Genomic DNA, 13,546 nt, shown 5'->3' with positions numbered 1-13,546 from the left:
CTAACCTAGACAATTAAGATTAGATTGAATCGCATGATTCATTTATTTAGCTTTGTAACCAATCATATTGATTAAATCTTTAGGGTGGCTATATGGTGGTGCATAAGCCACTTCAAACTCAGTTAACTCATCTACAGTTAGCTGGTTCATCATTGCCATCGATAGTACATCAATACGTTTATCTGCACCTTCTTTTCCTACTGCAGCTGCTCTTAAAATCTGACGGTTTGAAGTGTCATAATATACCCTTAAGTGTAAAGGGGAATTTCCTGGGTAATAATTCGCGTGTGCACCTTGAGTGACTTCCACCATTTTATAGTCAAATTGCTTTAGTTCATTTGGTTTAACGCCGACACTCGCAAATGTATAATCAAAGAACTTCACAATATTGTTGCCTAAGAAGCCTTTGAATTCAATAGTGTCATTTCCAGCAATTTGTTCGGCAACAATACTTGCTGCACGGTGAGCGCCCCAAGCTAAAGGAACACTAGCCGGTAGATCGACATGTCGATAATGTGATGTTGCAATATCGCCTATTGCATAAATGTTTGGAACATTTGTTTCAAATTTATCGTTTACCGGTATGAAACCTTTTCGATCAAGTTTGATATTTGAACTTTCGATAAATTTTGAATTGGGGTGAGTACCGACACCTTCAATAATCATATCGTAATGTTCAACTTTTCCTGATTTAAATGTAATTTCATTTCCATTGATAGCATCAATTTCCTCATTTAAACGGTATGGAATCTCCAGCTTATCTAATTCATCAAGTATAGGTTGATTCATGTCAGCATCCATTAATTTATTTATCTTATCAGATCGATGAATTAAAGTAGGGTGTAAACCACGTTCGTAAAGATTTTCAAGAACTTCTAATGAAACATACCCTGCACCTACAACTAATACTTTATCAACTTGATTTGCTTTGATGAATTGATCGATAGCATCAGTGTCTTCTAAATTTCTAAGTGTAAATGTAATATCACTTTCAAAGCCAAGGCTATTTGCACTTGCACCAGGGCTTAAAATGAGTTTATCGTAAGATTCTTCAAATTGTTCGTTGGTCTTTCTATTTAATACAGTTACAGTTTGTCTTTCATCATTGATTGCAATAACTTCATGATAAGTTTTTACTGTAATTTGCTTTCTATCATAAAATTTTTCAGGTGTATACGCTAAAGCATATTTTCTATCTTCAACAACTTCGCCAATGACATAAGGCAATGCACAATTAGCAAAGCTCATATCACGATCTTTTTCAAAAATAATAATGTCACTTTCTTTATCTAAACGTCGAATTTGGCTGGCACATGTTGCACCGCCAGCGACTGCTCCGACTACGACTATTTTGGGCATCGTAACTTACCTCCTATTGTTTTAAAATATTATAAAATGATTAGTTATAAATTAACAGTAATATCTAATATTTAAATTAAAGAAATCATTTAAATATCGACCAATGCCATCTTCATTATTGTTGAATGTAATATTGTTCGCTACATCTTTAAGTTCTTGCAAACCATTTTCCATAGCAACACCATGGCGGGCGTACTCAATCATTTCAATATCATTATCTTCATCACCGAATGCAATAATATTATTTCGGTCAATATTTAAAAATTGTCTAACTTGCTCAATGCCTCTTGCTTTATTAATACCAAGTTTTACAATTTCAATGACAGGGAATGGTGCGCCCCAGCGTCGATGCTCAATATGATCGGCATAAAAATGAGTAAGCATATTTTTGATTTCAGGTATTTTACTTTCTTCGGCTTCAATTAAAATTGAGGTAGGGGATTCTTTCAAGTGGACAAGTAAATTACCAGTTTGAATTCTTGGATTACCCATTGAAAAACCTTCAAATAATCTTGGATCATGATTGTTAATGAAAACATAATCTTTCACTTCTGCTATAATATTCGATACTTGATATTGTTGTAATCCTTGAATAATGTTTTGTGCGATGCCTAAATCTAAAATTTCATGGCAAGTTTTGAAGTTTTTATCTTTAGGGTGATGTACGTAAGCGCCATTAAAATTAACAATTGGTGTCGTTAAATTTAATTCATGATAATACATTTGACTTGCACGATAAGGTCTGCCAGTCGCAATCATAATTTGGTGTCCACGTTGTTGTAATTCATTTAATACTTGTTTAGTATATGATGAAATTTCTTTGTTATCGTTTAATAATGTTCCGTCTAAGTCTAGACATATTAAATGTGGTTGCATATCTCTCTCCTCATAAGTTGCTTAGTTCATATAGATACATCATAGCATTTTATTGGCGTTTTGTCGGATATTTGATATATTATGAATAATATGACATTAAAGAGGTGATATGGATGGAAGAGGCATTGAAAGATAGTATCTTAGGTGCATTAGAAATGGTAATTGACCCTGAATTAGGAATTGATATCGTTAATTTAGGTTTAGTATACAAAGTGAATGTTGATGATGAAGGCGTATGTACAGTTGATATGACTTTAACATCAATGGGATGTCCAATGGGACCTCAAATTATTGATCAAGTTAAAACAGTATTAGCAGAGATTCCTGAAATACAGGATACTGAAGTGAATATCGTATGGAGTCCACCTTGGACAAAAGATATGATGTCACGTTACGCTAAGATTGCACTTGGTGTGAGCTAACATAAACGTGCATTGCCTGTAGAATTTCTTTTAGAAATTCTCTGTGTTGGGTCCCCGCAGTCAATATAACATTGTAGAGTATAATTCATTGTGAATAAGCTCCCTTCAAAGTAGACATTGAAAAATGAAAATTTTGAAGGGAGCCTTATTTATGTTCTAGGTTCTGATTTCATTTTGAAAATTTATATCTAACTTGTTTCAAAAAATATGAATTAAGACAGTGACTTGCACTTCTAAGAGTGCGCAATTCATTTTCTAGTTGAATATTTTCTTGAAAATTTTTATAATAAATTGAATTTATATTACAGTTATATTACAATACATAATACTTCATAGTTTTTAAGTTGCCGAGTTGCATTACAAATTGGATTTCGAAGTAAGAATCATCATTGGTAATTTTTTTAATTTAACAGTATTTTAGTCAATATGATTTTGATGATGTCGTAATTCAATAATATACATATGCATTTCAATATTCTTTTAAACAGCATAACTAAATTTAATTAAGCATCTAAGAAGAACAGTTTTAAAAGGGAAGAATGCAAAAATGAACAAAACAAAGGGTTTTACAAAGTATAAGAAAATGAGATATATGCCAGGGCTCGATGGTTTGAGGGCAATCGCTGTTCTAGGAATTATTATTTACCACTTAAACAAGCAATGGTTGACAGGTGGCTTTTTAGGTGTGGATACATTTTTTGTGATCTCTGGTTATTTAATTACAAGCTTATTACTCAAAGAGTATGATGACACAGGTATCATTAAATTGAAAAGCTTTTGGATACGTCGTTTAAAACGTTTATTACCAGCAGTCATAGTTTTATTAATGGTTGTAGGGACAGCAACCTTATTATTAAAATCAGATAATATCATTAGGGTTAAACATGATATTATTGCTGCGATATTTTATGTATCAAACTGGTGGTATATAGCAAAAGATGTTAATTATTTTGAGCAATTTTCATTTATGCCATTAAAGCATTTATGGTCTTTAGCAATTGAAGAACAGTTTTACATATTTTTCCCAGTTATTTTGGTTACATTATTGTTAACAATTAAAAAGCGATACAAAATAGGATTTATTTTTTGGGGAGTATCAATAATTTCTTTAGGGTTAATGATGTTTATCTACAGTATTAATGGGGATCATTCACGAGTGTATTTTGGTACAGATACTAGATTACAGACATTGTTACTGGGTGTTATTTTAGCTTTTTTATGGCCACCGTTTAAATTGAAAAATGATCCACCTAAAGTTGTAAAATATGTTATTGATAGCATAGGTAGTTTATCATTTATAGTACTTATATTATTATTTTTCATTATTAATGATGAGACGAATTGGATATATGATGGTGGTTTCTATTTAATATCCATATTAACGTTATTTATTATTGCCAGTGTCGTTCATCCATCTACATGGATAGCGAAGATATTTTCAAATCCAGTGTTAGTATTTATCGGGAAAAGGTCTTATAGTTTATATTTATGGCATTTTGCAGTAATTAGTTTCGTACATAGTTACTATGTAGATGGACAGATACCTGTATATGTGTACTTTATAGATATAAGTTTAACAATTATATTTGCAGAGCTATCATATCGCTTTATAGAAACTCCATTTAGAAAAGAAGGTATTAAAGCTTTAAATTGGCGACCTTCTTATATACCACAATTTATAAGAATGGCAATTGTAGTAACCTTGTTAATTCCATTTATGTTGATTTTAGTAGGTGCATTCAATAAATATGGTAAAGACATTATTGGAGAAAAAGCGAATAGCTTTGATACCACTATTGAAGATAATTATTTAATGCGGATAGCACCAATTGATAACATTCACATTGATGGCTTAGTAAGTGAGAAGAAAAAGGAATCTTCCGACGTATATAATAATATTAAACCTCTTTTAATCGGTGATTCAGTAATGGTTGATATCGGTGAGTCATTTAAGTCATCAGTTCCTAAGTCTAGAATTGATGGAAAAGTAGGGCGTCAATTGTATCAAACCTTACCTTTAGTTAAAGCGAATTATTCACAATATAAAAAATCATCTGATCAAGTCGTATTAGAATTAGGTACAAATGGCGACTTTACTGTCAAACAGCTCGACGATTTACTTAATCAATTTGGAAAAGCCAAGATTTATTTAGTTAATACACGTGTTCCAAGAATTTATGAGGCAAATGTAAATCGATTATTAGCTGACGCGGCGAAACGAAAGTCCAATGTCACATTAATTGATTGGAATAAGCGATCACAAGGACATAGTGAATATTTTGCACCAGACGGTGTACATTTAGAGTACAAAGGAGTCCTAGCTTTAAAAGATGAAATATTAAAAGCACTTAAAAAGAAATAACATATGTTTAATAAGTCTAGTTAATGTGTAACGTAACATTAGCTAGATTTTTTTATTCAAAAAAATATTTACAAATATTAGGAAATTTAAGTGTAAAAGAGTTGATAAATGATTATATTGGGACTATAATATAATTAAGGTCAAAGAAAGTCAAAGTCAAAAGTGCAACTTGACCAACTCTACAAATTAGAGGTGAAATTATATGGATATAAATAAAATGACATATGCTGTTCAAAGTGCTTTACAACAAGCAGTTGAACTGAGTCAGCAACATAAATTACAAAATATAGAAATTGAGGCAATTTTAAGCGCTGCCTTAAATGAAAGTGAAAGCTTATATAAAAGTATTTTAGAACGAGCAAATATTGAGGTAGATCAATTAAACAAAGCTTATGAAGACAAACTAAACACGTATGCATCTGTAGAAGGTGACAATATACAATATGGTCAATATATTAGCCAACAAGCAAACCAATTGATAACTAAGGCTGAATCATACATGAAAGAATATGAAGATGAATATATTTCAATGGAGCATATTTTACGTTCGGCAATGGACATTGATCAAACAACAAAACATTATATAAATAATAAAGTAGAAGTTATCAAAGAAATTATTAAAAAAGTAAGAGGGGGAAATCACGTGACATCACAAAATCCAGAAGTTAATTACGAAGCATTAGCTAAATATGGCCGCGACTTAGTAGAAGAAGTTAGACAAGGTAAAATGGATCCTGTTATAGGAAGAGATGAAGAAATTCGAAATACGATTCGTATTTTAAGTCGTAAAACTAAAAACAACCCTGTGCTCATTGGTGAACCAGGTGTTGGTAAAACTGCAATTGTTGAAGGATTAGCGCAACGTATAGTTAAGAAAGATGTGCCAGAATCATTATTAGATAAAACTGTTTTTGAGTTAGATTTAAGCGCATTAGTAGCGGGCGCTAAATATCGTGGTGAATTTGAAGAGAGATTAAAAGCAGTCCTAAAAGAAGTTAAAGAGTCTGATGGTAGAATTATATTATTTATTGATGAAATCCATATGCTTGTAGGTGCTGGTAAAACAGATGGTGCCATGGATGCAGGCAACATGCTAAAACCAATGTTAGCACGAGGAGAGTTACATTGTATTGGTGCAACAACTTTAAATGAATATCGAGAATATATTGAAAAAGATTCGGCATTAGAGCGTCGTTTCCAAAAAGTAGCAGTTAGTGAGCCTGATGTTGAAGATACAATTTCAATTTTACGTGGTTTAAAAGAACGATATGAAGTGTATCATGGTGTGCGTATTCAAGATAGAGCCTTAGTTGCTGCCGCTGAATTGTCTGATCGTTACATCACTGATCGTTTTTTACCAGATAAAGCGATTGATTTAGTTGACCAAGCATGTGCAACAATTCGTACGGAAATGGGATCAAATCCAACTGAATTGGATCAAGTTAATAGACGTGTCATGCAATTAGAAATTGAAGATAGCGCACTTAAAAATGAATCTGACAATGCGAGCAAACAGAGATTACAAGAACTACAAGAAGAGCTTGCCAATGAAAAAGAGAAACAAGCAGCACTTCAATCTCGTGTAGAATCAGAAAAAGAAAAAATAGCAAATTTACAAGAAAAACGTGCGCAACTAGATGAAAGTAGACAAGCGTTGGAAGATGCACAAACAAATAACAATTTAGAAAAAGCTGCTGAACTACAATATGGAACAATTCCTCAATTGGAAAAAGAACTTAGAGAATTAGAGGATAATTTCCAAGATGAGCAAGGTGAAGATACAGATCGAATGATTCGTGAAGTTGTAACAGACGAAGAAATTGGCGATATTGTCAGCCAATGGACAGGCATACCAGTTTCAAAATTAGTTGAAACAGAACGTGAAAAATTACTTCACTTAAGTGACATCTTGCATAAACGTGTTGTAGGTCAAGATAAAGCAGTTGACCTGGTTTCAGATGCAGTAGTTAGAGCAAGAGCAGGTATTAAAGATCCAAACAGACCTATTGGTAGTTTCTTATTCCTAGGTCCAACTGGAGTAGGTAAAACTGAATTAGCTAAATCATTAGCTGCATCATTATTTGATTCTGAAAAACATATGATTCGTATTGATATGAGTGAATATATGGAAAAACATGCAGTATCAAGATTGATAGGGGCACCTCCAGGATATATTGGACATGATGAAGGGGGTCAATTAACTGAAGCGGTTCGTCGTAATCCATACTCAGTTATTTTATTAGATGAGGTTGAAAAAGCGCATACTGACGTCTTTAATGTATTATTGCAAATTTTAGATGAAGGCCGTTTAACTGATTCTAAAGGACGTAGCGTTGATTTTAAAAATACTATTATTATTATGACAAGTAATATTGGATCTCAAGTTTTATTAGAAAACGTAAAAGAGACTGGTGAAATTACAGAATCAACAGAAAAAGCTGTTATGACAAGTTTAAATGCATATTTCAAACCAGAAATTTTGAATCGTATGGATGATATCGTATTATTTAAACCATTATCTATTGATGACATGAGTATGATTGTAGATAAAATCTTAACGCAATTAAATATAAGATTATTAGAACAACGAATCTCAATTGAAGTTTCTGATGATGCTAAAGCTTGGCTAGGTCAAGAAGCTTATGAACCTCAATACGGTGCAAGACCATTAAAACGTTTTGTACAACGCCAAATTGAAACACCATTAGCACGTATGATGATTAAAGAGGGATTCCCAGAAGGTACAACGATTAAAGTTAATTTAAATTCAGACAATAACTTAACGTTTAATGTTGAAAAAATTCATGAATAAAATTGAACCAAGAATGTGATGATTAATCGCATTCTTGGTTTTTTAGATTTGAAATTTATTATAATTGTTCATTGGCAATATACTTTTTAAATGATTTAATAAACACCAATATTTCTGGGCTTTCTTTTTTGCTGTATATATATGTAAATGAAATAGGTGCTTGTAAAATTTTCGTGTTAATAACCGAAATATTGTAATCACTATTTGTTGTTATATAAAGAGGCAGGAATGATATACCTTGATTCATTTCGATTAATTTAATTGAAGTATGCACATCATTGATAGATAGAAATTGTGCTTTTTCATAAATATTTAAAATATTATTTTTAAGTGATGACCAATATTCTGGATGGTTATCACTTATTATTTTGTATTTTTCAAATAAAGATGCCTCAGTTAGAAGATGATTATTCTCTTTATTGGGAGCAATCAATACAATTTTACCTTCGCATACTTTTTCAGAATGAACTTCTCTTAGTTTAGGTTGATTTCTGCTAATCCCGATGTCATACGTATGATTATTAATATCTTTTTCAATATTTTCATTTTTGACATGAAGAGAAACATCGATAAAAGGATGCTCGTTAAAGAAAGATTTTAAAAATTTGGGCATAATGAATGTCGCGATATATGAAGACACGACAACATTTAATTTCGATTGAAACATCGTTTTTTTAAGTTGGATATGTTTGATGCCACTTTCATATTGTTCAATAAAACTTTGCGCAATTGGAAGAAATGTATGACCATCTTCAGTCAAGATAATTTGATTTTTATAAGTTTCAAATAGTTTCACATTGAGATGCTGTTCTAAATTTTTAATTTGCTTATGTATAGAAGGTATAGTGAGATTAATTTCTTCACTAGCTAATCGATAGTTTAACGTCTTCGCTAAAATGACAAATGTATAGTACCAATCTAAATTCATGAACTTACCTCTTTCAAAAAAGTTAATAATTCATTAGATAATATTTAATTTTTATTGCATAAAAATAATATTAATATTATATCAGAGGTTATCGAGGGGGTGAAGTAATATGATTCGAATTCAAGATAATACAATAAGGGATGGTATGCAACAAAGTAATGTTCGAAAAAGTCTAATTATAAAAAAAGAAGTATTGAAACAAATTAACAAGTTAAATATAAATTCTGTTGAAGTAGGCATGTGTACAACTATCGAGGATGAATTTAATATTCATCAATTCAGAGACATTTTAAGTCCTGAAAAAGAATTAGTAGTATTGACTAGGCTTAATGAAAAAGAAATAAAAAAAATAGTCAAATTGAAAATTCATAATTTAGTGGTAAAAATACTATTGCCAATATCTGACTTGCATATAAAAGAAAAGCTTAATTTTTCAAATAAATATTATATTCAGAAAATCAAAGACTGCTTGGATATATTAAAGAAAGATAAAAAAGGAGTAGATATTTGTTTTGAAGATGCAACAAGGACTTCTAGAGAAAAATTGAAAGAATACATGGAAATTATTTCAAAATATCAAGTTAGAACAGTTACATTTGCGGACACTGTAGGATGTTCGACACCATTAGAATACGGAGATATTTTTAATTACTTTGTAAAAAAATATTCTAACATAATTTTTTCTGCTCATTGTCATAACGATCTAGGGTTGGCTACTGCAAATACATTAGCTGCAATTTTAAATGGTGCAAAGCAAATAGAAACTACATTTTTGGGAATTGGTGAGAGAGCGGGTAATGCTTCTATTGAGGAAATAATTACTATTTTGACAAAAAAACAAATAGAAAGTACGGAATTCACTTTACCCGACGTATATAAAACTAGTATTAATATTTCTAAAATTCTCGATTTTCAAATATCAGAAAACAAACCTATAATTGGTGAAAATATATTTAAACATGAATCAGGAATTCATCAAGATGGTTCTAAAAAAAATATAAATATGTATCAATATTTAGTTCCTAGTGATTTAGGATTGAAAAATTCACAAGTTGTTCAGTTTCCAATAAGTAATATTTCTAGTAAGAAAATCTTGCACAATAAATTTAAATCAATAGTTAACACTGAAGAAATTGATGAAAGTATTTCTTTCTATAAACTTGTGAACAAGTTTTCACCTGAAGTAGCACCTGAAGATACAGTGGATTTACTTCAGATAATAAAAAGGAGGAGTAAAGATGGAAATTTTAAATGATTCTGTAAAAAGTTTTGAAAAACTTTATTTACAATTACAAGATGGTTTTCCAGTGATTGTTCCTACTGATACTAATTATAATTTATGTAGTTTACCTAACAACGATCTTTGTATCGATAAAATATTTGAATATAAAAAGCGATCGAAAGATAAGCCATTATCATTATTTATTGATAAGCCAGAGGATTGGAAATTGTATGGAGATAATCAAAATACGGAAATAGTTGATAAACTAGTTGAAATATTTTGGCCTGGACCATTAAATATTATTTTAAAAAATAAAACAAGCTATAATTATATGCTCAATAATTCAGATAGTATAGCTATAGGATGTGTACAAAATAAAACGATGAGAAGATTTATTTCATATATTAATTCACCTATAGCAATTACTTCAGCAAATATATCTGGAACTGCCGATGATATTTTAATAACTGAAAATGAAGCAATTAAGCACATGGGCGAAAATGTAAGATATATGCTAAGAAGTCAAAATAAAACTAACTATAAAACATCTAGTACGATTATTAAAGTGACAGATAATAAAATTGAATTATTAAGAGAAGGAGATATAAAGTTTGAAGAAATAAAAGAAAGACTAGGTACAGGTATTATTTATGAATAAGTTAATACTTGGGATTTATTTATACCGAATTTTTTCACGAGCATACTTTTATTTACCGTTTTTATTAATTTACTTTTTGATTCAAGGTTATTCCATAATACAATTAGAAATATTAATGGCGTCTTATGGCATTGCAGCATTTTTATTCTCTCTATACAAAGAGAAGTGTTTTAAAATTTGTAACTTAAAAGATTCTAATAAATTAGTTGTTAGTGAAATATTCAAAATCATCGGTTTATTGTTGTTATTATATCAAAATCAATATTTAATTTTAGTAGTGGCACAAATATTATTAGGGTTAAGTTACTCAATGATGGCGGGTGTTGATACCGCAATAATTAAAAGAAATATAACAAATGAGAAATACGTACAAAATAAGTCAAATAGCTATATGTTCCTATCATTATTAATTTCAGGGATTATAGGTAGTTATCTTTATGGAATAAATATTAAATGGCCTATAATAATGACTAGTATATTTTCAATTCTAACAATTATAATTATTCGATGCACATTAGTTGAAAATAGGGAATTAAATTTAATAGGAGAAACAAAGGGAAAGATAAAGAAATTTCTACCAGAAGAGAAGTTTTGGATATTGCATTATTCTTTTTTAAGAGCGTTAATATTAGGATTTTTTATAGGATTTATTCCAATTAATATATATAATGATTTAAAACTGAATAATTTACAATTTATTTCAGTATTAACTTGTTACACAGTTATGGGTTTTGTATCTTCACGTTATTTAACTAAATACTTGAATTATAAGTTTGTGTCAGAAATTTGTTTAGTAATATTTTTAATAATATATACATATCAAAGTTTCATAGCAGTTACTATTTCTATGATATTTTTAGGTATTTCTTCAGGGTTAACTCGTCCACAAACTATAAATAAACTTTCTAGCAGTAGTAACTTAAGAGTGATGCTTAATTATGCAGAAACGTTATATTTTATTTTTAATATCGCATTTTTACTTATGGGTGGTTACTTATATACAATAGGAACTATTCAATACTTAATATTATTTATTTCGTTATTAATTTTTATATATTTAATAATAATATTTTATTTTACAAGGAGAGAGCAACATGAAAATAAAAACTGAATTTAAAGGGAACAATATACCATATGAATACGCAGCAGGTGCAGATGTGAGTGATTCTATTAACGGGAATCCAATTAAGTCATTTCCATTTGAAGTAATTGAATTACCGGAAGGGACTAAATATCTTGCTTGGTCTTTAATTGACTATGATGCAATTCCTGTGTGTGGCTTTGCATGGATTCATTGGAGTGTTGCTAATGTAAGTGTTAGTGGCAATTCAATTTCTATAAAAGCAGATTTATCAAGAACAAAGGGTGACTATGTACAAGGTAAAAATAGCTTTACTAGTGGGTTGTTGGCTGAAGATTTTTCAGAAATAGAAAATCACTATGTAGGACCTACACCACCTGATCAAGATCATCAATATGAATTAACAGTTTATGCGTTAGATCATTCTTTAAATTTGAAGAATGGGTTCTACTTGAATGAATTTTTAAAAGAAGTAAATCAACATAAAATTGATCAAACAAGTATTAACCTTATAGGAAGAAAAATTTAATACTAAATATCTCATCAATATAAAAATGTTCAATTAAAAGTACAAAGAAACAAAGGTTTTAATTTATATATTAGGTACGGCGTTCGCTATAATGCAAAGAAGTAATTAAATTTAAGAAATGTAAACTTAGTTATTGTAATGTGAATTTATTTGAAAAAATAGAAAGTATTAACAATTATAGCTTTTACATTAATTAAAATTTATTTTTAAAAACAAGTAAACAATTTACATACTTATAATTTTTGAAACTTTTCAATTTGTGTTATATTGATTTTGTAAGATACTTTAACTCACAAAGGAGAGAGATTATATGAAATTAAAATCATTTATAACTGTAACTTTGGCACTGGGCATGATCGCAACGACTGGCGCTACTGTGGCAGGTAATGAGGTATCTGCAGCAGAAAAGGACAAACTACCGGCAACTCAAAAAGCTAAAGAAATGCAAAATGTTCCATATACAATTGCAGTAGATGGCATTATGGCTTTCAATCAATCTTACTTAAATTTACCAAAAGATAGCCAATTATCATATTTAGATTTAGGAAATAAAGTTAAAGCTTTATTATATGATGAACGCGGTGTAACACCTGAGAAGATTCGAAATGCAAAATCTGCCGTTTACACGATTACTTGGAAAGATGGTAGTAAAAAAGAAGTGGATCTTAAGAAAGATAGCTACACAGCAAACTTGTTTGATTCAAATTCAATTAAACAAATTGATATTAATGTAAAAACTAAATAAACACTTAAAATTATCAAATTCAACATGAAGCATTTAATTTTACAGTGATGATTATAATATAATTGCCTTGATACAAAGATTACTCGTAAATGACATCTTTGTATTAAGGCTTTTTCTAAATTTAAAAGTGATGGGTTAGAGGTCATTGAGCTTTAAAATATTCAAAATACAAAACATTAATGGCCAAAAATAAAAGCCGCCTTTATCTGGGCAGCTTCAATAATAAGAAAGACATATTTCATTTTATACTAAATAGTTATTGTGATGAATCTTTCGGCGGTTTAATTACTGCAGCAAAAATTGCTGTGAAAATCGTGAACAATACTGCCATGATAATTGGATTCACTACATTTAAGCTGTCTCCACCTACTAGGCTATTAAGTACAAAGTTAACCATTTGCATTAATAATAATGCCCAAAAGAATGTTACGAGGTGTTTCATGTCATTCTACCTCCACTTTAATTATATATATTTTATTTTAAGTGAAAGTTAGAAATTTGTATAGTAACATCTCATATATTTTGACCATATTATACAGTTTAAATAAATGA

General features: G+C 29.9%; 12 protein-coding genes. 8 read left to right on the top strand and 4 right to left on the bottom strand.

What is annotated here, in order from left to right; all coding sequences use genetic code 11:
• Nucleotides 1-42: 42 nt before the first annotated feature.
• A complete protein-coding gene (locus IDG64_RS00470) occupies nt 43-1,359 on the bottom strand; it encodes a CoA-disulfide reductase (RefSeq protein ID WP_001124509.1) in 1,317 nt (438 codons plus the stop codon).
• A gap of 51 nt (nt 1,360-1,410) precedes the next feature.
• Nucleotides 1,411-2,235, bottom strand: a complete 825-nt coding sequence (locus IDG64_RS00465; protein ID WP_001182436.1) for a Cof-type HAD-IIB family hydrolase — start codon at nt 2,233-2,235, stop codon at nt 1,411-1,413.
• 113 nt (nt 2,236-2,348) lie between these two features.
• Between IDG64_RS00465 and IDG64_RS00460 the strand changes: the two genes are divergently transcribed.
• From IDG64_RS00460 to clpB, 3 genes are all read left to right on the top strand, one after another.
• Nucleotides 2,349-2,657 carry a metal-sulfur cluster assembly factor gene (locus IDG64_RS00460; protein WP_000390575.1) on the top strand — a complete coding sequence of 103 codons (309 nt, stop codon included), beginning with the start codon at nt 2,349-2,351 and terminating at the stop codon, nt 2,655-2,657.
• 547 nt (nt 2,658-3,204) lie between these two features.
• A complete protein-coding gene (locus IDG64_RS00455; RefSeq protein WP_001044230.1) occupies nt 3,205-5,019 on the top strand; it encodes an acyltransferase family protein in 1,815 nt (604 codons plus the stop codon).
• A gap of 202 nt (nt 5,020-5,221) precedes the next feature.
• A complete protein-coding gene (gene clpB, locus IDG64_RS00450; protein ID WP_000353947.1) occupies nt 5,222-7,831 on the top strand; it encodes an ATP-dependent chaperone ClpB in 2,610 nt (869 codons plus the stop codon).
• A gap of 58 nt (nt 7,832-7,889) precedes the next feature.
• Here the strand turns inward: clpB and IDG64_RS00445 are convergent, their stop codons facing one another.
• A complete protein-coding gene (locus IDG64_RS00445) occupies nt 7,890-8,759 on the bottom strand; it encodes a LysR family transcriptional regulator (RefSeq protein WP_001047066.1) in 870 nt (289 codons plus the stop codon).
• Between the two features lie 109 nt (nt 8,760-8,868).
• Between IDG64_RS00445 and IDG64_RS00440 the strand changes: the two genes are divergently transcribed.
• The 5 genes from IDG64_RS00440 (at nt 8,869) to IDG64_RS00420 (ending at nt 12,994) form a co-directional block, all read left to right on the top strand.
• Entirely contained in the window at nt 8,869-10,014 is a 1,146-nt protein-coding gene (locus tag IDG64_RS00440) for a LeuA family protein (RefSeq protein WP_000619363.1), read from the top strand.
• On the top strand, nt 9,998-10,639 hold the full coding sequence (locus IDG64_RS00435; protein WP_000404422.1) for an L-threonylcarbamoyladenylate synthase: 642 nt from the start codon (nt 9,998-10,000) through the stop codon (nt 10,637-10,639). The genes IDG64_RS00440 and IDG64_RS00435 overlap by 17 nt, the downstream gene beginning before the upstream one ends.
• Complete coding sequence (locus IDG64_RS00430; protein ID WP_001037444.1) at nt 10,632-11,750, top strand: MFS transporter; 1,119 nt, start codon at nt 10,632-10,634, stop codon at nt 11,748-11,750. Before IDG64_RS00435 ends, IDG64_RS00430 begins: the two co-directional genes overlap by 8 nt.
• A complete protein-coding gene (locus IDG64_RS00425; RefSeq protein ID WP_000695342.1) occupies nt 11,734-12,249 on the top strand; it encodes a YbhB/YbcL family Raf kinase inhibitor-like protein in 516 nt (171 codons plus the stop codon). The genes IDG64_RS00430 and IDG64_RS00425 overlap by 17 nt, the downstream gene beginning before the upstream one ends.
• Nucleotides 12,250-12,559: 310 nt before the next feature.
• Nucleotides 12,560-12,994: an MAP domain-containing protein gene (locus IDG64_RS00420; RefSeq protein WP_000769689.1), complete on the top strand. Its 435-nt coding sequence runs from the start codon at nt 12,560-12,562 to the stop codon at nt 12,992-12,994.
• A 256-nt stretch (nt 12,995-13,250) separates the two neighbouring features.
• Here IDG64_RS00420 and IDG64_RS00415 read toward each other — a convergent pair whose 3' ends face one another.
• Nucleotides 13,251-13,436, bottom strand: coding sequence for a YjzD family protein (locus IDG64_RS00415; protein WP_000682089.1), 186 nt, complete (start codon nt 13,434-13,436; stop codon nt 13,251-13,253).
• Nucleotides 13,437-13,546 lie beyond the last annotated feature (110 nt).

The sequence above is a fragment of the Staphylococcus sp. EG-SA-15 genome, from assembly GCF_017151895.1.
In the GTDB taxonomy this organism is placed as follows: domain Bacteria; phylum Bacillota; class Bacilli; order Staphylococcales; family Staphylococcaceae; genus Staphylococcus; species Staphylococcus aureus.
This window is presented reverse-complemented; position numbering and strand designations above follow the sequence as displayed.

Excerpts from the sequence above, each read along its gene's own strand:
- IDG64_RS00470 (WP_001124509.1), bottom strand. The coding sequence starts at position 1,359 with ATGCCCAAAATAGTCGTAGTCGGAGCAGTCGCTGGCGGTGCAACATGT.
- IDG64_RS00465 (WP_001182436.1), bottom strand. The coding sequence starts at position 2,235 with ATGCAACCACATTTAATATGTCTAGACTTAGACGGAACATTATTAAAC.
- IDG64_RS00460 (WP_000390575.1), top strand. The coding sequence starts at position 2,349 with ATGGAAGAGGCATTGAAAGATAGTATCTTAGGTGCATTAGAAATGGTA.
- IDG64_RS00455 (WP_001044230.1), top strand. The coding sequence starts at position 3,205 with ATGAACAAAACAAAGGGTTTTACAAAGTATAAGAAAATGAGATATATG.
- clpB (WP_000353947.1), top strand. The coding sequence starts at position 5,222 with ATGGATATAAATAAAATGACATATGCTGTTCAAAGTGCTTTACAACAA.
- IDG64_RS00445 (WP_001047066.1), bottom strand. The coding sequence starts at position 8,759 with ATGAATTTAGATTGGTACTATACATTTGTCATTTTAGCGAAGACGTTA.
- IDG64_RS00440 (WP_000619363.1), top strand. The coding sequence starts at position 8,869 with ATGATTCGAATTCAAGATAATACAATAAGGGATGGTATGCAACAAAGT.
- IDG64_RS00435 (WP_000404422.1), top strand. The coding sequence starts at position 9,998 with ATGGAAATTTTAAATGATTCTGTAAAAAGTTTTGAAAAACTTTATTTA.
- IDG64_RS00430 (WP_001037444.1), top strand. The coding sequence starts at position 10,632 with ATGAATAAGTTAATACTTGGGATTTATTTATACCGAATTTTTTCACGA.
- IDG64_RS00425 (WP_000695342.1), top strand. The coding sequence starts at position 11,734 with ATGAAAATAAAAACTGAATTTAAAGGGAACAATATACCATATGAATAC.
- IDG64_RS00420 (WP_000769689.1), top strand. The coding sequence starts at position 12,560 with ATGAAATTAAAATCATTTATAACTGTAACTTTGGCACTGGGCATGATC.
- IDG64_RS00415 (WP_000682089.1), bottom strand. The coding sequence starts at position 13,436 with ATGAAACACCTCGTAACATTCTTTTGGGCATTATTATTAATGCAAATG.